The sequence below is a fragment of the Olsenella profusa F0195 genome, from assembly GCF_000468755.1.
Classification (GTDB): Bacteria; Actinomycetota; Coriobacteriia; order Coriobacteriales; family Atopobiaceae; genus Olsenella_F; species Olsenella_F profusa.
On the sequence record NZ_AWEZ01000069.1, the window covers coordinates 31,883 to 50,707 of the forward strand.

Here is an 18,825-nt window from a genome sequence, read left to right on the forward strand (position 1 = left end):
AGATGGATTCCAAGTACACCAGGGCTGCCGAGAAGGCCGTGGGCGCACTGAGCGAAGAGCAGCTCGTGGACCTCGGCGTGGGCGCGGACTTCTGGCGCACGAAGGCGTACCTCGAGGCGGGGGTGCCAGCCCTCACGGTGAGCGACGGCCCCAGCGGGCTTCGCTACCAAAAGCCCGGCACCGACGCCAAGGGCATGACCGTCTCGGAGCCGGCAACCTGCTTCCCCGCGCTGGCGACGCTTGCCGCCACCTGGGACGCAGACGTTGCCGGGCAGGTGGGGCGCGCCATAGGGGCCGAGGCTCGTGCGCTTGGCGTGGGCGTTGTCCTGGGGCCGGGGCTCAACATCAAGAGAAGCCCGCTCTGCGGCCGCAACTTCGAGTACTTCAGCGAGGACCCGCTTTTGACGGGCACCCTGGCCACGCGCTACGTGCAGGGCGTCCAGTCCACGGGCGCGGGCTCGTGCATCAAGCACTTTGCCGTGAACAACCAGGAGTACAAGCGCTTCTCCAACGACTGCATCGTGGACGAGCGGACGCTGCGCGAGATCTACCTGCGTGCCTTTGAGATGGTGGTCCGCGAGGCCGAGCCCCAGATGGTCATGAGCGTCTACGTGATGCTCAACGGCATCTACTGCAGCGACAACAGCCACCTTCTGCGCGACATCTTGCGTGACGAGTGGGGCTTTGATGGCGCCGTGGTGACCGACTGGGGTGGCATGCACGATCGCGCTGACGCCTACGAGGCCGGCTGCGACCTGGCCATGCCCGGCGGTGGCAGGCACCTGCAGGGACAGGCGTCTGCTGCGCTGGCCTCGGGTAGGCTGCGCCGCGAGCGCGCGCTCGAGTCTGCCAGGCGTCTGGCCGCGCTGGCGATCGCGCATGCGAACGACGCGGAGGGAGCGCCTGCCGTGGACGTTGCCGACAACCGTGCGGTTGCGCGTCGTGCTGCCGCCGAGGGGCACGTGCTTCTCGCCAACGATGGCGTGCTCCCGCTTGCGGCGGGCGCGAGCGTGGCGCTTGTAGGGCAGCTGGTTGAGAAGCCCCGCTATCAGGGTGGAGGCTCCAGCCACATCAACGCACGGCATGTTTCAAGCGTGCGCGAGCTGCGTCCTGGCTGGGCGTACGCCGCAGGCTATGACGCCCGCACCGGGGAGACGACGGATGAGCTGGTAGAGGAGGCCGTGCGCACGGCCGGTGAGGCGGACGTGGGCGTTGTGGTGGTGGGACTGCCCGAGACCATCGAGTCCGAGGGCTACGACCGAGATGACATGCGCCTGCCCGAGGGGATGGACCGGCTCGTGGCCGCCGTGGCCGCCGTCAACCCGCGCACCGTGGTGGTGCTGCAGTGCGGAAGCCCTGTCGGGATGCCCTGGGAGAAGGACGTTGCCGCGGTGCTGTACGCAGGTCTTGGCGGCGAGGCGGGTGCCGAGGCGACGGTCGACGTGCTCGAGGGCACGGTGAACCCATCCGGCAAGCTGCCCGAGACCTGGCCGCTGTGTGCGGGAGACGCTCCGTGCATGGGGTGGTGGGGCAACCCGCATCGTCAGTCGCAGTACCGCGAGGGCGTGTTTGTGGGGTACCGCTACTACCAGACCGCAGGCGTCCCCGTTGCGCACTGCTTTGGGCACGGGCTCTCATACACGAGCTTCTCGTACGGTGACCTTGAGGTGGATGCCGCTAGCCGCACGGCGAGCTTTGCGGTCACGAACACCGGGAAGCGTGCTGGCGCGGAGGTGGCCCAGGTCTACGTTTACGCGCCTGCGGATGGGGTGCCCCGGCCGCGCGTCCAGCTCGCGGGCTTTGCACGCGTGCCGCTTGCGCCGGGTGAGACGCAGCGTGCGAGCGTGGCGCTGGACGAGAGGTCCCTCTCCGCCTGGGATGGTGGCTGGAAGATCTCCAGTGGCATTTACCAGGTGTTTGTTGGTTCCTCAGTTGAGGACGTGCGGCTTTCGGGCACGCTGGAGGTGACAGGTGCCGGGGCCACTGCTCCCGATGCGCTTGCCGGCACGTGGTACCAGGCGCCCAAGGGAAAGCCCACCCAGGCAGACTTCGAGGCTCTGCTCGGGCACGCCGTTCCCCCCGAGGCACGCCACACCAAGGGCAGCTATGACGAGACGGACTCCCTGCTCGAGATGGCCGAGACCTCCGGTGCCTGCCGCTTCTTCGCCGACCAGATCAAGGGCGCCATCGAGCGCGACTATGAGGACAAGACCGACCCGCAGTGCCGCATGTCAATCATGTCCAGCGCGGGATGTGCGCTGTTTGGCCTGGTGAACTGCTCGGGTGGTGCCATGCCCGTGTGGCTGGCAAACGCGCTCCTGAACCTGGCCAACGGCCACGCGCCCTGGCACAGAAGGGGCTAGCCATGACCAGCGCGTTTGCACACCTGATGAACGTGGTCTTCCGGCTGATGCCGCAGGATGAGCCCGGCCAGTCCCACGATTACGTGGCCGAGAGGCAACGCAACGACCGCAAGCCGCCTCGTCCTCCCAGGGGCGTGGTGGTCGAGCAGATTGACCTTAACGGACTGGGTGGGGAGCGTGTCACGAAGCCCGGCAATCACCACGGTTGGGTGCTCTACATCCATGGTGGTGGCTTTACCGTGGGGTCCGCACGCGAACGTCGCGAGATATGCCAATACATCGCCGACCGCCTTGGCTACAACTGCGTGAGCTGCAATTATCGGCTGGCACCAGAGCATCTGTGGTCGTCACAGATGGACGACGCGTTTGCGGCGTGGCAGGGCCTTCTCACCCTAGGGGTCGATCCCAGCGAGGTTATCCTGGCAGGCGAGAGCGCCGGTGGCACGTTGGCGCTGTCGTTGGCGTTGTTGCTCAAGCAGCGGGGAATGGCACAGCCCAAGGGCATCGTTGCGCTCTCTGCCTCGGTGACGCAGGCTGAGGTGCTTGCCTCGCACAGGGCAAACGCGGATACCGACTACATGCTGCGGCACGCTGTCGAGCAGGGGCAGCTGCGTCTGGTCTACGGGAAGCACCGAGACGACCGGGCATTCCTGCGCGACCCCATCGTCTCGCCCCTGTACGGTGACTATGCGGGCTTGCCGCCGGTGTTTCTCAGCGCGTCAGACACCGAGGCTCTGCTGGATGACTCGCGCGAGCTGCACCAGCGACTTTGCGACGCGGGGCACCCCTGCGCAATCGACATCCAGCACGGGTGTTGCCACGCGCTCCAGGTTTTCACCCGCATGCCCGAGGCACGTGCGGCGCTGGCTGCGGCGTTCGCGTTCATGGACGGCGGCGGCCGATGAGTACTGGCTTGCGTGAGTTCGACGGGCTGCGGGGCCAGGCGGTGAACCCCTTCCTGCCGCAGGACGTCTACGTGGCCGACGGCGAGGTGCACGTCTTTGGCGGGCGCGCCTATCTCTTTGGCAGCCACGACGTCGAGGGCGGAAATGAGTTCTGCATGGGCGACTACGAGTTCTTCTCGGCACCGGTAGATGACCTCTCGGCTTGGACTAGCAGGGGCGTCAGCTACAATCCGCGGCAGGACCCGCTGTGGAGCCCTCGGCGTCGCTACGCCTATGCCCCTGACGTAGTGCGTGGCAACGACGGCCGTTTCTACCTGTACTACCGTCTGGCCGGCTATCAGGGGCCAATCAGCGTGGCAGTGTGCGATGAGCCCGACGGCAATTATGACTACCTGGGGTTCGTTCGAAACGAGGATGGCTCGCCCCTGCGGCGCTTCGTGCCCTTCGACCCGGCGGTCATGAACGACGGCGGCACCATCCGCCTGTACTACGGCACGTGGTGGCCATTCGACCAGATGCCTGTCGTGCTGCGCCCGATCTTCCGTCGCGTGGAGGCGGGCATGTTTGGCAAGACGCCACAGCAGATAGCCGCGCAACCTGGTGGCGTCATGGGGCCCGTCACCTGCACGCTGCAGGATGACATGCTGACGGTGGCCACGCAGCCCGTCCGGGTGCTACCCACAGACACCAGACACACGCCGTTCGCCAGCCATTTCGCCATTCCGGCGCTGTCTGCGGGGCACGGCATGGTGGGCCACGGGTTCTTCGAGGCGTCCAGCATACGGAAGGTGGGGGAGCGCTACGTGTTCGTATACTCCTCGGTGAACAACCACGAGCTGTGCTACGCCACAAGCGACCGCCCCGACGGGGGCTTCACGTATGGTGGAGTGCTGGTGAGCAACGGCGACGTGGGCGTGGACGGCCGCGACGAGTGCGACCGCGCCAATGCCACGGGCACCACGCACGGCTCCATCGAGTGCATCGGCGACCAGTGGTATGTGTTCTACCATCGGCTGACGCACGGCACCGATTGGTCTCGCCAGATGTGTGCCGAGAAGATCTTTCCACAGGCAGACGGCTCGATTGAGCAGGTACCGCTGACCTCGTGCGGACTTAGCGAAGGCGACCTGCGCGGGCGGGGCAGCTATCCCGCCACCATCTGCTGCCACCTCACGAACGGGCACATGCCGCATACGGGCAACCGGGCAGTGCAAGGCATCCCCATGGTGACCCACGAGGGCGAGGGGTCAGATGCGGTGCGTTTCGTGGGAGGAATGTCTGGTGGCTGCTATGCGCTCTACCGCTACTTCGACCTGACGAGAACCCGTGGCGTCGGAGTCGTGGGGCGCGGCAGCGGATCGCTGGAGGTTCGGATGGATGGCACAATGGTGGGCAGGCTCCAACTAGACACCAGCGAGTGGCAGGGCGCCCGTGTGGACGTGCATGGTCTCAGCGTGCATGCATCGATCGAGCTTGCATGTCATGACGGGCGCCTGGACCTGCTGACGTTGGAGCTGGCCTAGGCAGCCAAGGCTCTTTGTGCGCGGTTATCGAATGAATCGTTCGCCTTGGAGTTCAGCAGGCATATTGGGAGCCGGACCCTACGCAAATCTCACGTGGGGGGCATAGGGGAGGCTCTTACGAATGGGATGAGCCAACGCTCCTGTCCGAGCTTGGACTGAGGATTCTTCTGACGTCGTAAACGACGTGACTCGAGCAGAATGCGCTTTGGCCGAGCTGCGATGACAGACACATGCAAATACGGAAGGAATGGCTCGTCTCCTGCTTCGCACTGACGCCGTCGCGTCAGGCAGGACTGGGGGGCTTGAGATTGGGGCCAGGCGACTCGCCCGTGCTGAGCTTCGCGAATTCGATCCCACGAACCTCCGGAGCGGTTGGCGTGCCGCTGTCGCGCCGGAAAACATCCATCCTATGAAACGCAGCGTGAGGCTGGCGAGCTAAGTGTCGTCCCTCGACATTGAATCCCTCCGCGTTATCCACAGGGAGCTCTGCAGGGGTGCGGCCCGGGGGAGTGTCCCACCCATCTCCCTGGTGCTTGCCACGAACGCCGGGGAATGTCATACCTGCCTGTGCGACATGCAGTACTGGGTGAGTCAGGAGGACGGCGTTGAGGCGTTGAACCACTGGGTCTCGACCTTCAGCGCCGCCGTCATCGATGCCTGTCGTGACGCTGACGCGATATCCAGGGAGATGGGGGCCATCAGAGACAGCTGGGTGAGGTGATTGGGGCGCGAGCCACGTCGCCGCAGGTCATCTCGACTTGGAAGGTTCCGTCCTTCTCGTCCATCAGAAACTCCATGGGGGACGAGGGGGAAGGCGCGGGCGAGGGACGACCTTCACGTCGTGACCGCGGAGGGGATGCTCGGCTGACGGGGACGCTCCGCCGGCGGGACCCACGTCTTGGCGTGACCAAGTGGAATCGGCACCCACAGCCAGCGAAAGGCACCCACGGTGCCCCTTGGCTGTGGGGCACCGTGGGACACCGCGGGGATCGCTAGTCCTGTGGGCGGATGAAGGCCCTCACCTGGTTGCTGAAGCGGGCGTTCAGCACGGCGAAGAGCACGACCTCCAAGGCGAGCAGTGGTACCATGGTCGCGGTCATGCGCACGAAGATGTGTGCGCTCGCCGACCCGATGCTGATGAGGAACGCCATCGCGAAGCCCGTCAGCACGACCGCGAAGCCTATCGGCAGCGAGAACAGCACCTGGAGCTGGCGCTTTTGGATGCGCAGCACCTGCGCGACGGATAGCCCCATGCGGTTCAGGTTGCGCATGACGGGCAGGCTCTCGCGCACGTCGGAGAGCAGCCTGAAGTAGATGAGGCTGATCGATGCCACGATGAAGATGACCGAGAGCATGAGCGCGATGTAGGTGTTCATCTCGTAGGCGTATTCCTGCAGGACGATGGTCTCGATGCGGGGGATGAAGAGGAAGTTGTCCCCGTTGGCGAGTCCCACCCCGATGGTCTCGCGCACGCTCTCGCATGCCGCGCGCACCTCCTGCGCCTGGCCCTCGTCGTCCACGTCGAAGGTGAAGACTCGCACGTTCACGAACCTACCCGCATCGTGCAGTCGCTGCCAGTCGGCATCGGTCACGACGTAGCTGCCGAAGCGCTTCGCGTTGTCGAGCACGGGTGCGGACGTGCCGATGACCTCGAACGATCGACCTTCCGGCCCCTCGACCGAGCCCTCGTGCTCGGACGCTCCGGAGATGCTGACCGCTTGGCCGTCCTCGATCGAGAGCGTCGCGCCCGACTGCCGCTCGTACGCGCTCTGGGCGATGAACTTGGTCCCGAAGATGGTCTTCTCAGCCTGCAGCATGTCGTAGGAGTCTTCCGCATACGCTACGCCATTCGCATCGAGCTGCGATTCGATCTCGTCGATGTCCGATGCCTCGCGCACGTTGTCGCCGTACGAGAAGTACCCTATCGCGAAGGGAATGCCCTGTGTGATGTCCGCACGCACCGTCGTGACGAGCGCGAGCGAGACGATGATGGCGCTGAACGACATCGCGAGCATGACGGTTGACACGAACATCGTCATGACCGATCCCCTGAGCCTGTCGCGCAGGCCGGAGACCCAGATGGCGTTGCCGTTCTCCAGGTAGTAGCGCGAACGTGCGACTCGTGCGAGCGCGAGGAACGAGAACTGGCGGTACACGAGGAAGAGCCCGGTAAGCGTGCTCGCGATGATGAACCAGGGAATGACGCTCGCGAGCACGTCGTAGGGGTTCAGGAACATGCGCACGGGCGGGATGACACCAAACAAGCAGGTGCCACAACCGCAGGCGAGCAGGATGATGCCCAGGATGGCAAGGGGCTTCGAGAAGCGCATGTCGCGGCTCTCGTCAGCCTTGGCGGCGAGCAGCTCGACGATGGGGCGCTTGCATATCCCACGCGCCTGCATCGCGCTCGCCACGAGGAAGATGACGGCGAACGTGACGGCGGTCTGTACGATGGACGTTGCCGGGAACTGGTACGCGACGTCCTCCACGCGGATGATGCGCGCCATCAGCATGACCATGAGATGCCCGAAGACGAGCCCGATGACGAGGCCTGCGGCGATGGCGCTTGCGCCGATCAGAAGGCTCTCGAGCACGATGGACAGCTCAACCTGGCGCCTCTTCATGCCCATCGTGAGCAGAGCCCCGTACAGGCGGCGCTTGCGCTTCAGGAAGGCGCTCAGAGAGAGCCCCAGGAACCCGAGCGAATACACGGAGATGAAGGAAATCGCGAGACGCATGATGTCCTGCACGCTCTCGCTCTGCGCGAGCTGGGGGTGGTTCATGTTGGCCGAGAACACGAAGAAGACCACGACCGAGAACACGCTGCTCAGCCAGAACGCGACGTAGCTCTCCTTGTCGCGCAGGACGTTGTTGAGGGCGAATCTGAAGAAGCTCATCTCACTTCGCCCCCATGAACTTGAGGACGTTCAGGATCTCGTCATAGAACGCCTGCCTGTCACCTTCGCGGTACAGCGCCTCCAGGATGCGGCCATCCTTGATGAAGATGGCGCGCGTGCAGAAGCATGCGGTCTTGGCATCGTGCGTGACGACGATGGTGGAGGTGCCACGCGATGCGTTGAGGTCCGCGAAGATGTGCATGACGCTCTCGGCAGCAGCCGAGTCGAGGTTGCCCGTGGGCTCGTCGGCCAGGAGGAGGTGCGGGTTGTGGATGATGGCGCGGGCGATGGCGGCGCGCTGGGCCTGGCCTCCCGACACCTCGTACGTCCGCTTGTCGAGGACCTCCCCTATGCCAAGGCTCTTGGCGATGCTCTCTGCCACGGTATTCATGCGTGCGGGCGGGATGCGGCGCATCATGAGCGGGAGCATGATGTTCTCGCGGATGGTCAGCGTGTCCACCAGGTTGAAGTCCTGGAAGACGAAGCCGAGCTCGTTGCGGCGGAACTCGGCGGCCTCGGACTCGCTCAGATGCGAGATGTCGCGTCCGCCGATGCGGATCTCGCCCGAGCTGAGCGGGAGGATGCCGGAGATGAGGTTGAGCAGCGTGGACTTCCCCGATCCCGAGGCGCCCATGATGGCGATGAACTCGCCCTCCTCCATCCTCATGGACAGGTCGTTCACGGCACGCACCTGCACGTTGGTGCCGTATATCTTGCTTGCATGGTCAATGGTGAGGATCGTCATGATTGGTCTCCCTTCTGATCCGATGCAAGAAGCGTACGGAACGGGACGTGGCGCTGCCATCGAATGACGTGACAAAAGATGACGGGTCCTGTCACCTTTACGATGTCACCTTTACGGCTGCCGATGCGACGGCATGACAGCGACCTCGCGCGCACCCAAGGGCCGTCAGAGCGTGATGCTCACGCGGGTTCCGCGGCCAACCTCTGACTCCACCTCGATGTGGTGCCCAAGCCCATCGAGCACGCGCTTTGCCACGTAGAGTCCGATGCCTGACGACTGGTCGTGGTCGCGTCCGTTGCTCCCCGTGAAGTACAGGTCGAAGATGCGCGGCAGGTCACGCTTGCGGATGCCGATGCCGTGGTCCGTGATGTGCAGGGTCACGCCGTCCGCCGTTGCCTCTGCCCCCACCTCGACCGTGGACCCCACATCCGAGTACTTCACGGCGTTGTGCAGTGCCTGCTCGACCACGAACGCGAGCCACTTGCCGTCGGTGCGCACGTGCAGCGACGCGTCCACGCTCGACGTCGGGAACACCTCCCTCTGCACGAAGAGGCGGCGATCCTTCGCGATGACGCCATCGACCAGGTCCTTGAGCGAGACCTCCTCGACGGCGAGGTCCGATGCGAGCCGGTCCATGCGCACGAGGCCCAGGATCAGGTCGAGCTGCCCCTGCAGACGGTCGAGCTCGCACAGCGCGTCGAACGAGTCGGTGCGCCCGGGATCCTTCTGCACCATCAGGCGCAGGACGCTCACCGGCGTCTTCATCTGGTGCACCCACTGCATGACGTGCGTCCGCCAGCGGAGCATCGCGTCGTCCCGCTCGTTCAGGCGACGCTGGTAGCTTCGATACGCGTCGCGGCTGCGTACGATGTACGCCTCGGCCACGGGGTCGGTGCTGTGCCGGTCGATCAGGGACTCCATGTCATCGAGGTCCCCCTCGAGGCTCTCGTAGAGGGCGCGCTTGCGCAGGAACCTCACAGTGAGGAACACGACGAGCACGAAGGTCGAGACGAGGAGGAAGTACGCGACGCCGCCCGCCGTGGCGAACCCCTGGGCAAAGTGGAACGCGAGCGCGAGCGTCACGGACTCGAAGGCGAACAGGGCGATGACGTCGAGATGGTCCCTCAGGAAGAGCCTCATGACCGGTCCCTGCCGATGATGAGCCGGTAGCCCACGCTGCGCACGACCCTGATCTCGACGGGGATGTTGGCCTCGGCGAAGCGGTCGCGCAGGCGGCGGATGTTGACGTTCAGGGTGTTGGTCTCCACGAAGCCCTCGTCGTCCCAGGCGGCCATGTACAGGTCGCCGCGACGTGCCGTCTGCGGGTAGGACCTCAGCAGGCATTCGAAGAGGCTCGCCTCGATGGCGGAGAGCTCGACCGAGACGCCGTGGTACTCGGCCTTGAGGAGCCCCGGGAAGAAGGCGAGCCCATCGCGCTCGATGGATGCCACCTCCGATGTGGCGGGCGCGAGCTCTCCGTAGTTGCGCCGCAGCTGCGCCTGGACCTTGGCGAGCAGCACGTCGAGGTCGAAGGGCTTCGTCACGTAGTCGTCGGCGCCGGCCTCCATGCCCCGCACCTGGTCGGAGGCGGCATCGCGCGCCGATACCATGACGATGGGGACGCGAGAGGACTCGCGGATGCGCCGGCACCAGAAGAAGCCGTCATACCTCGGCAGGTTCACGTCGAGCAGGATGAGCGCGGGGTCGATGGTGCGGGCCTGGGCGTCGATGTCATCGAACGACTCCGCGACGCGACATGCGTAGCGGTAGCGTTCCAGCAGGCCGGAGACCTGCCGTGCGAGGGCGGTGTCGTCTTCTACGATGAGGATGGGGCGCATCGGCAGGCCTTTCGTTCGCTTGACCCGTCAATTCTCGCCGGTGCGCGGGCATTGGGCAAGGGTTAACCAGGGGCGCGGTTGGCGGGTGGAGACGAGCGATGCTATTAGGAAACGCTTAAATGTTATGCGAAATATAAGAATACAGATGACTTAGAAACATGCGACAGCTCAGACGGTGAAGATGTGAGCAAGTAACATATCAGAAGAGGCGAGGTCCTCATGCCAACGGAGAAGAGCCCCCTCTGGTGGTGGCATGACGGCGGTTGGACCGGTCGGCATGCCGCATCGCAGGACCTTGGGCGTAGGTGCCACCATGTTCGTCGGGAAAAGGAGTGTGCTGGGTCCATCCCAACTCTCGAAATAGTGAGAGCACATCATATTCCCTGTCTGCTTTGCACTCTGTCCAGTTAGGAATGAGGTTCTACGGACAAGGGAGGAGGACGTCGTGGAATTGCATGATGTACGGTCCATATCTGAACTCGAAAGACTGTATCGGTCGCAGCGTGAACAGCTGAGTATGGGAGTGCGGGAGAAGCACAGACGTCAGGAGGAGCTTCTAGAGCAGACATACCGCATGGACGCCACTGGCCGTCGCACTGAGGACGATCTGTACTACACCATGAGGAACCTTTCCGGCGACACAGCCGTCGAGCTGGGACAGACACTATGGAAGATAGAGATGGAAGGTGCGGCGGCAAGGCGGAGCATGCAGTCCGAGATCGTCAGTCTCGAGGAAGAGGAGGTGGCTGACCGGAGGAGCATCGATCGTCTGGATGACGAGTACGCCCTTAGGAAGCGCGCGCTTTTCAGATCTGAGGAAGGGCGCTGAGGTCGTGACGTTGTGGCAGGTTCTATAGGTGTATGGGCTAGCGCAGTGTCGCACGAGAGCCACGCGTCGAGAAACGGAGCCTTGGGGAGAAAGGTGAGCAGTCATGTGCGGAGGAATCAACTCGAATGGCGTGTCAGCTGACGATGTGGCATCGACCTTGCGAAATAGTCTCGGTGACTACCTCGACTTTTCCCTGCAGAACCTGGGGGAGGGCGGCAGTGATGGCAGCGGTCTGGGAGATGGTGCCGTCGCGGCCCCTGTGTCGGGGAACGCTGATCATGATGCCCTCAATGGAACAGTGACCGATGCCCTGCACGCATGGAGCGATTTGATTGATGCCGATGCCGGGGCGGTTGTTGACGCGGCCTCCGCATTCGAGGATGTCGATGCGCAGGCGGCAGCCCGCATGCTTGGCGTGGACAGCGGATAAGACGGAGGCGGCCACATGAACAAGATAGGTTCGGCATGACCAATCTGGGGCTGTCGTAGGTTGATGGGGGTCTCTCAATGGGAGATGGAATAAGAATTGATAAGAACGAGTTCAACAATCGCCTAAACACCGAGATCAATGCGCTGAATGATGAATCATCCAAGGCTGAGAAGCAGGTTGACACCATGGCAAACTTCTCTCCCGAGGGCTTTGGCCTGACTGGCGATGGGTACCAGGCATTTCGTGATCTTGTGAACGGTAGGGCGACCATAGCGAAGGCGCACTACGTGTTCTTCCAGCGGATTATTGCTGCCGATGAGGCAAACCGTGGTGCGATGACGCAGGTCAAGGATTTTGCGGATGACAACACGGTTAATACTGCCAGGTGTCAGCAACGCATAGATGATGCTCGAAGCGAGATAACAAGCATCAACGGGGAGCGGTCGCAAGCTTTGAGTACGTCTGGAGGCGGTACTACCGGCAGCAATTTTGGAGATTCGCAGCTACAGGCTACAGAAGATTACTACCAAGGGCTTATCGACGCTCAGAATCAAATTATCCAAGCCAACCAGGAGGCCATCGATAGCGTGGCGACATACCAGACGGCTGTGAATGAGATGTATGGAGAGGCCGAGACGCTTGCCAACAGTATGCTACAAGCGGCAACCAATGCCATAGCGAATCGCATCTCCAATGGTAGCTATGGGGATATGTCGTGGGCCGATGGCCAGGATGGCCGCTACAGCAACGTGAACGATGCATATGATGCAGCACAGATTCGAGCTGACCTCATGCCAAACGGGGAGATCAATGCCGATAAGGTCAGGGAGTTGTTCGGCAAGGACAATCTCACGGATGCCGAGAAACGGGCATTGGGGATGATTTATGCAGATCTCATTTCAAGGGCCCAAGCCGGCGACAATGGACCGCTCAACGCATTCTTGAATCTTGGGTATCAACAGACAGGTCAGGATATAAGCCATGATGTAATGCCACCATATAGTGGAATCAGCGGTGCGACAACATATACAGCAACCTTTACACAGCTTCCTGGTTTCAAAATTGCGCTTGCTAGCTGGGCAGATGATAGCTATTTGCCTGTTGGTATCCCGAGGGACAGAATAAATTCCTGTGACGCTACTGCCATGGCACTTATAATGAGTCCCGCCTATACCAGGTCCGCTGAATATGATGCCATGTATGAACAGGCCCCGCACTTTGATTCGAATATCCAGGTCTCCTTCTCAAGGTATACGCCAACCCACAAACAGCAGGATAAAGCTATACCTGATTCTTTTCATTTGGAGACAATCGCGTTTGGCAATGACTACGAGTCGCATGCCACATATGATTCGAGTCCTGATGTCAATGCCGATGAAATGTCAGTCTATCTCGCTGAGCAGGGACTTGAAGATCCGAAGGATAAGGCTATTGCCAAAGCGGGCAAGGGAATTTTTTCAGGGATTACGGGCTTTGGTTTTCCTGTTGATGCCCAGTCTTCAGCGGATAGTATCTTAAGCGCTCTTGGCAAGGGGGTATCCAGTACGAGTATGGCAGGAATAGGTCTCACTTTTGCCAAGGCGGGTGTAGATGGGCTGGCAGAATATTATAAGACCCAGGATGCCAATAAGGAACTTATCACTATCGGAAATGTGAATGATCTTTCCACAGACGCTGACGTAACCTTCCGTGACGGTGCTCATGGTGGTAGGGGTGGCGTCGTGGCCAATGGTGATGGCGTAGCTGTACAGGCTGGCTCGCCAACGCAGGAACAGCAGCGTGCGTATGCGAAGGCATGGGAACAATATGAGGCATGGGCAGAGGATCATTCTCAGCCTGACCCCTCCAATCCTGGTAGTTCCAAGCCAGATAAAACATATACGGACTGGCTCAACGACGCGGCCCCTGGTTCCTCGGCGAACAACATGCAAAAGATATGGGACGACGTGAAGAACGGCGGATGATGAGGCTGGGCAAGAAGCACGATGTCGTTCTCTGCCATTCAGGATGTGTTGGGTTTCCTGATTGAGAGCATCCCATATGCTTACCACCTTCCGCTCGTCAGACAGAGTCGCAAACGGCCCCGATGCGGTCACGGAGATATCCAACGCCTATAATGACGGATCGTCACTATTGTTATCGGATTCTCCAAGGTGGCGCGACGGACAGGGACGCTTGAGTGCGGACGCGTGCGCTCGCGGTGCGATGCCCTTGTCACCGTGCGGCAGCGTGAGCACTGCGGGATCCGACTACCATGGAAAGGAAGCGTCATGATGATAGGCACCAGTACAAGGCACGCGAGGATCGGCAGGCTGGTGGCCACCCTTGCCGCGCTTCTCCCGCTTGCGTTCGTCGTCGTCCTTCTCGCGGGCTGCCACTCCTCCAAGTCGTACTCGTTCAACGTCTCCACGGGCGACAGCATCAAGGTCGAGCTGGACACGTCGAAGGGCGGGCTCGACCTTCAGACGAGCGACGACAATTCCAAGTTCACTATCGCGAAGGACGGTGACACGGAGACCCAGGGGCTCTTTGCCGAGGAGAGTGCGTACGACCACTACCAGGAGCTGGGCAAGCGCTCTGCTGGCGGCACCAGTGACTACCAGGCGGGCACGACCAAGGACGGCAACGAGTACTTCTCGTATACGGTCAATGGCAACGAGTGGGACTACTTCATCAAGGTCAAGGACTCGCACACGGTGATCGTGCTGACCAACACCGTCTCGCAGGAGTCCGCCCAGGAGGCGTTCGAGCAGTTGAGCCTCTCCTTGGACAAGTAGCTGCACGACGAACCTGCGGCGTCTGCGGTCGTTCGGTCGCTTGTCGGGACGTGTGGGTGTGATTTTCGTGTGGGTGCGATTTGCTTCCCTGTGGGTGCCAATCGATTCGTGTGGGTGCCTTTCTCCCGGAGCCGTCTCCAGCGACCTGCTGTTTTGTGGGCCGTCTGCGGGAGAAAGGCACCCACACGCAGCGAAAGGCACCCACATGGCGTCGTTATGGTGCACGAAACGTACGTCGCCGCGCGTCGGTCTACGCCCGCCGCCTGGCCTCGATCGCCGCGGCCAAAAGGTCCGCGTCCAGGGGCGACGGCACCAGCCTGCCGCGCTCGTGCTGGGACCCCTCGGTGCCGCGCGCCAGCACGCAGACCACCACGTGTGTGGGGTCGTCCGCCGCAAGGTCTACGGCACGCCGCACGGCCTCGGCACGGTCGGGCACGATCTCGTAGGGCGTTCCCGCGGGCGTGGACGCCGCCATCTCGCGGCAGATGTCTTCCACGCGCTCGAACCCGGGATCATCCTTCGTGAAGATGAGCCGGTCGGTCCAGCGGGCCGCCTCGGCGGGCAGCTCGCGGCGGCGTTCTACGGCCTTGTCGCCCGTGGCGCCGAACACCGCGATGACCTTGCATCCCGGGAACTCCTGTCGCACGGCCGGGAAGAGGCGCGAGAAGGCCATCTTGTTGTGGGCGAAGTCCACGATGCCCGTGAGGCCCAGCTCGGGCGCGTCCACGATCTCCATGCGGCCGGGCACACGCGTGCGTGCGAGTCCCCGCACGGTCTCGTCGGCCGGGATGCCCAGGTACTCGGCGCAGCATATGGCCGCCAGGGCGTTCTCCACGTTGAACGAGCCGGGCATGCCGAGCTCGGCCTTGCCCTCCCAGCTGGGGGTATGCACCCAGAAGTGCAGGTGACCAAACGAGGGTTCGACGTCCCGCGCCCACACGTCCGCATCGCGCCCCCTCAGGGAGAAGGTCAGGAGCCTCTCGCAGCCGTGCGCCGCCGCAAGGATGCGCTCCACGTGGTCGGCATCCAGGTTGACCACGGCGCGCCGCGCCTGCTCGAAGATGCGCAGCTTGCTGGAGAAATAGTCCTCGAACGTGGGGTGCTCGAGCGGCGAGATGTGGTCCTCGCCGATGTTGGTGAACGCGGCCACGTCCAGCCTGAGGCAGTCGACGCGATGGTACTTGAGCGCCTGGCTGGAGACCTCCATCACGGCATAGCGCAGCCCGGCATCGCGCATGGTGGCAAGGTGCCGCCACAGGTCGGGCGCCTCGGGCGTCGTGTTGACGGACTCGCCGCTCCCGACGCCGTCGATGGTCTCGATGGAGCCGATGAGCCCCACGCCCTGGGCGGGCGGCGTCGCACCGCACACCCTTGTGGCCACGTGCTCCGCCAGGATGGCACGCAGCAGGTAGGCCGTTGTGGACTTGCCCTTGGTGCCCGTGAGCCCCACTACCGTGAGCGCGCGGTCGGGGTGGCCCCAAGCCTCCGCGGAGGCGACGGCCATGGCACGGCGGAGCCGGTCATCGGGCGCGGCGAGGGCGGGCACGCCGGGCGCGGCGGCCGCCAGCTCGTTCGCATGCGACTCGTCGCACAGGTAGGCGCAGGCGCCCGCCTCGAGCGCCTTGGTGAGGTACGCGGTCTTGAACTGGGTGCCCTTGCACACGAAGAGATGCCCCGGACGGATGACGCGGGAGTCGCAGTCGGCACCCGTCAGCGCCAGCGCCCGCTCCTCGGCGGAGAGCGCCGTGCGCGGTGTCGCAAGCCCCTCGTCCGCCAGCTGGCGTGCCAGGTCGCCCAGCGTCGTGTGAGTCCGTGCCATCTCACCCATGGACGGCCCTCCCGCTATCGCAGCGCCACGAGCGTGCGGGCAGCCTCGCACCAGCCGTCGACGGACGGCGCGCTGGACACCCAGGCGTTGCCTGCGGTGGCAAGTGCGGCCTGCACCTTGGGGTTCCTGATGCCGTTGCTCATGATGAGGAAGGTGCCCACATACGGTGCCATCGTGCAGTCCGCCGGCGAGTCGCCGCAGGCCATGACCTCGGCGGGATCCCAGCCCATGAGCTCGATATAGCGCTGGAGCGCCGTGCCCTTGTCCAGCCCGCGCGGGTTGAGGTGATAGGTGTGGACGTCCTCCACCGTGCCGTCCTCGAAGGCGGGCAGGATGGTCGGGCCCGTTATGGTGGTCACGAGGCCGTTGTCCACCAGCTCGAGGGGTAGGCTCGTCTCGTCGAGCATGGCCTGCGCCTCGTCCTCCACCACGGCGCCGCGCAGCGCCACGGACACCTCGCGATACTGGTAGCCGATGCCGTTGTCGTTGTAGAGCTCCAGCGAGTCGAACCAGCGCGCGAGCAGGCGGTCCACGATGCCCGTCTCCATGATCAGGTCGTGGGGCGTCAGATCGCAGTCGGGATCGTAGGGCATCTCGGCCGTGAAGTACTCCCACGTTGCGTTGGCCCCCTCGTGCGTGCACAGGACGCCGCCCATCTCGCCGATCCAGCTGGTGAGGCCCAGCATGCGCGCATCCTCGCGGATCATGGCACGGTTGCGGCCCGAGCAGGGTGTGACGTCGATGTCCGCCTCCCTGAGCGTCATGAGCGTCTGGGGCAGCTCGAACGAGGGCTGGCGATCGGCGTTGGTCAGGGCGGTGCCATGGCTGACCATGGTGTTGTCCAGGTCGGTCACGATGTGGCGCACCCTGCCCAGCTGCTGGCGGAGGTCGTCGGGCAGCGCGCTCGAGGAGCGGGGGAACGTGGGAAGCGAGAGTGCGGGCATAGGGGTCCTTTCCTGAGGGGCCAGGGAACCAGGTGCGTGGCGAACGTCACAACCTTTCTTATAGTACGACACCGTGCCCCTGCGGGCCTTCGTGCGGACCTGGCGAGGGGCTGTGATACACTCCATCTGCACGGGCGGTTGGCGCAGCGGCGAGCGCAGGTGCCTTACACGCACAAGGTCGGGGGTTCGAATCCCTCACCGCCCACCACGTTCACCCATCCGGACGTCACGGCCGTGGCGTCCTTTTTTCAAAGCGAGGAGCCCATGCCAACCAGCCCAGACGCCTCCGGACGACGCGAGCGCAGCCGTGGTCGCGCGGCGGACGAACTGCGTCCCGTCACGCTTACCCCTGGCGTGATGAAGAACGCCGATGGCTCGTGCCTGGCAGCGTTCGGCGACACGCGCGTGCTGTGCAGCGCCACGGTGGAGGAGGGCGTCCCCGCGTGGCGGAGGGGCCAGCGCGCCGGCTGGGTGACGGCCGAGTACGCCATGCTGCCCGCCTCGACGAACCGCCGCAGCCCGCGCGAGCATGCCAAGCGCAAGGGTCGCTCCATGGAGATCGAGCGGCTCGTGGGGCGCAGCCTGCGCGCCGTGGTCGACCTGCGAAGGCTGGGGGAGCTCACCATCATCTGCGACTGCGACGTCATCCAGGCGGATGGCGGTACGCGGACCGCGGCCATCACCGGGGCATGGGTGGCCCTGCACGACGCCGTGGCGGCGCTGCTCGAGCAGGGCGCGCTCAAGCGCAGCCCGCTCACGGGACAGGTGGCGGCCATCTCCATGGGGTACGTGGGCGGCGAGGCACTGCTCGACCTGGACTATCCCGAGGACTCCCATGCCGAGGTGGACATGAACCTCGTGGGCTGCGAGGACGACCGGATCGTGGAGGTGCAGGGCACCGGCGAGCGCGCGACGCTGGGTCGCCCCCAGCTCGACGTCCTGCTCGACCTGGGACAAGAGGGCATCCGCCAGCTGCTGGGGCTGCAGCGTCAGGCGGTCGGGCACGAGGGCGAGCGGGCACTCGGCGGACGATAGGGCATAGGACCAAGGAGCATCCATGGCACACGTCGACATCAACGAGCTCGACCCCGCGCACACCGTGGTGGTGGCCACGGGCAACGCGCACAAGGTGACGGAGATAGAGGCCATCATCACGCCCGTGATGGAGGGCGTGCGCTTCGTTGCCCTCGGCGAACTGGGCGACTATCCCGATCCGGTCGAGGACGGCGAGACCTTCCACGACAACGCCCTTATCAAGGCGCGTGCCGCGCTGGACGCGACGGGTCTCGTCATGGCCGTCGCCGACGACTCGGGCCTCTGCGTGGACGCGCTCGACGGCGCGCCGGGAATCCACTCCGCGCGTTGGGCGGGCGAGCATGGCAACGACGGCGCCAACAACGAGAAGCTCCTGCGCGAGCTGGCCGACGTTCCCCCGGAGGGCCGCGGCGCGCACTTCCACTCGTCCATCGTCCTCGTCGAGCGCGACGAGGACGGCGAGGAGGTGCTGTCCGGCGAGGGGGACTGCCTCGGTTCCATTGGCTTTGCGCCCGTGGGCACGAACGGCTTTGGCTACGACCCACTGTTCCATCCCGACGACACGCCCGGCAAGGCCATGGCCGAGCTTTTGCCGGCGGAGAAGAACGCCATCAGCCACCGCTTCCACGCGCTGCAGGACCTCGCGGCCAAGCTGTAGGCGCCAAGACGTTGTGACACCTCAGGCAGCGACGCCCCCCACGGGGTTGCCTT

Annotated in this window: 16 protein-coding genes and 1 tRNA gene; 11 read left to right on the plus strand and 6 right to left on the minus strand. The window is 63.9% G+C overall.

The window, feature by feature from the left end:
• Positions 1 to 2: 2 nt before the first annotated feature.
• The 4 genes from HMPREF1316_RS11555 to HMPREF1316_RS14570 all read left to right on the plus strand — a co-directional run bounded on the left by HMPREF1316_RS11555 (position 3) and on the right by HMPREF1316_RS14570 (position 5,512).
• Positions 3 to 2,363, plus strand: a complete 2,361-nt coding sequence (locus tag HMPREF1316_RS11555) for a glycoside hydrolase family 3 C-terminal domain-containing protein (protein WP_021727286.1) — start codon at positions 3 to 5, stop codon at positions 2,361 to 2,363.
• Positions 2,364 to 2,365: 2 nt separating this feature from the next.
• Entirely contained in the window at positions 2,366 to 3,268 is a 903-nt protein-coding gene (locus tag HMPREF1316_RS13435; RefSeq protein WP_021727224.1) for an alpha/beta hydrolase fold domain-containing protein, read from the plus strand.
• Positions 3,265 to 4,791, plus strand: coding sequence for a family 43 glycosylhydrolase (locus HMPREF1316_RS11565; protein WP_084620979.1), 1,527 nt, complete (start codon positions 3,265 to 3,267; stop codon positions 4,789 to 4,791). Before HMPREF1316_RS13435 ends, HMPREF1316_RS11565 begins: the two co-directional genes overlap by 4 nt.
• Before the next feature lie 574 nt (positions 4,792 to 5,365).
• Positions 5,366 to 5,512 (plus strand): hypothetical protein, encoded by a 147-nt coding sequence (locus HMPREF1316_RS14570; protein WP_198009683.1) that lies wholly within the window; start codon positions 5,366 to 5,368, stop codon positions 5,510 to 5,512.
• Positions 5,513 to 5,783: 271 nt separating this feature from the next.
• Here HMPREF1316_RS14570 and HMPREF1316_RS11575 read toward each other — a convergent pair whose 3' ends face one another.
• From HMPREF1316_RS11575 to HMPREF1316_RS11590, 4 genes are all read right to left on the minus strand, one after another.
• On the minus strand, positions 5,784 to 7,688 hold the full coding sequence (locus HMPREF1316_RS11575) for an ABC transporter permease (RefSeq protein WP_021727179.1): 1,905 nt from the start codon (positions 7,686 to 7,688) through the stop codon (positions 5,784 to 5,786).
• Position 7,689: 1 nt separating this feature from the next.
• Positions 7,690 to 8,433, minus strand: coding sequence for an ABC transporter ATP-binding protein (locus HMPREF1316_RS11580; RefSeq protein ID WP_021727284.1), 744 nt, complete (start codon positions 8,431 to 8,433; stop codon positions 7,690 to 7,692).
• A gap of 165 nt (positions 8,434 to 8,598) precedes the next feature.
• A complete protein-coding gene (locus HMPREF1316_RS11585) occupies positions 8,599 to 9,573 on the minus strand; it encodes a sensor histidine kinase (protein WP_021727245.1) in 975 nt (324 codons plus the stop codon).
• Positions 9,570 to 10,271 (minus strand): response regulator transcription factor, encoded by a 702-nt coding sequence (locus HMPREF1316_RS11590; RefSeq protein ID WP_021727216.1) that lies wholly within the window; start codon positions 10,269 to 10,271, stop codon positions 9,570 to 9,572. Before HMPREF1316_RS11590 ends, HMPREF1316_RS11585 begins: the two co-directional genes overlap by 4 nt.
• A gap of 445 nt (positions 10,272 to 10,716) precedes the next feature.
• On the opposite strand from HMPREF1316_RS11590, the gene HMPREF1316_RS11595 reads away from it, so the two are divergent.
• The 4 genes from HMPREF1316_RS11595 to HMPREF1316_RS11610 all read left to right on the plus strand — a co-directional run bounded on the left by HMPREF1316_RS11595 (position 10,717) and on the right by HMPREF1316_RS11610 (position 14,307).
• The gene (locus HMPREF1316_RS11595) at positions 10,717 to 11,100 is read left to right on the plus strand and encodes a hypothetical protein (RefSeq protein WP_040652448.1); all 384 of its coding nucleotides are present in this window, start codon (positions 10,717 to 10,719) and stop codon (positions 11,098 to 11,100) included.
• A gap of 145 nt (positions 11,101 to 11,245) precedes the next feature.
• Positions 11,246 to 11,530 (plus strand): hypothetical protein, encoded by a 285-nt coding sequence (locus HMPREF1316_RS11600; RefSeq protein WP_198009685.1) that lies wholly within the window; start codon positions 11,246 to 11,248, stop codon positions 11,528 to 11,530.
• A 77-nt stretch (positions 11,531 to 11,607) separates the two neighbouring features.
• A complete protein-coding gene (locus tag HMPREF1316_RS11605; protein ID WP_021727263.1) occupies positions 11,608 to 13,494 on the plus strand; it encodes a hypothetical protein in 1,887 nt (628 codons plus the stop codon).
• Positions 13,495 to 13,800: 306 nt separating this feature from the next.
• Positions 13,801 to 14,307: a hypothetical protein gene (locus tag HMPREF1316_RS11610; protein WP_021727206.1), complete on the plus strand. Its 507-nt coding sequence runs from the start codon at positions 13,801 to 13,803 to the stop codon at positions 14,305 to 14,307.
• Between the two features lie 250 nt (positions 14,308 to 14,557).
• Here HMPREF1316_RS11610 and HMPREF1316_RS11615 read toward each other — a convergent pair whose 3' ends face one another.
• Both HMPREF1316_RS11615 and HMPREF1316_RS11620 read right to left on the minus strand, forming a co-directional pair.
• Positions 14,558 to 16,135, minus strand: a complete 1,578-nt coding sequence (locus HMPREF1316_RS11615) for a Mur ligase family protein (RefSeq protein ID WP_021727260.1) — start codon at positions 16,133 to 16,135, stop codon at positions 14,558 to 14,560.
• Positions 16,136 to 16,149: 14 nt separating this feature from the next.
• Complete coding sequence (locus HMPREF1316_RS11620; protein WP_021727207.1) at positions 16,150 to 17,079, minus strand: HAD hydrolase family protein; 930 nt, start codon at positions 17,077 to 17,079, stop codon at positions 16,150 to 16,152.
• A gap of 132 nt (positions 17,080 to 17,211) precedes the next feature.
• Between HMPREF1316_RS11620 and HMPREF1316_RS11625 the strand changes: the two genes are divergently transcribed.
• From HMPREF1316_RS11625 to rdgB, 3 genes are all read left to right on the plus strand, one after another.
• Positions 17,212 to 17,287: transfer RNA gene (locus HMPREF1316_RS11625), tRNA-Val, on the plus strand.
• 56 nt (positions 17,288 to 17,343) lie between these two features.
• Entirely contained in the window at positions 17,344 to 18,114 is a 771-nt protein-coding gene (gene rph, locus HMPREF1316_RS11630) for a ribonuclease PH (protein ID WP_021727288.1), read from the plus strand.
• Positions 18,115 to 18,136: 22 nt separating this feature from the next.
• On the plus strand, positions 18,137 to 18,772 hold the full coding sequence (gene rdgB / locus HMPREF1316_RS11635) for an RdgB/HAM1 family non-canonical purine NTP pyrophosphatase (protein ID WP_021727244.1): 636 nt from the start codon (positions 18,137 to 18,139) through the stop codon (positions 18,770 to 18,772).
• The last annotated feature ends 53 nt before the right edge of the window (positions 18,773 to 18,825 follow it).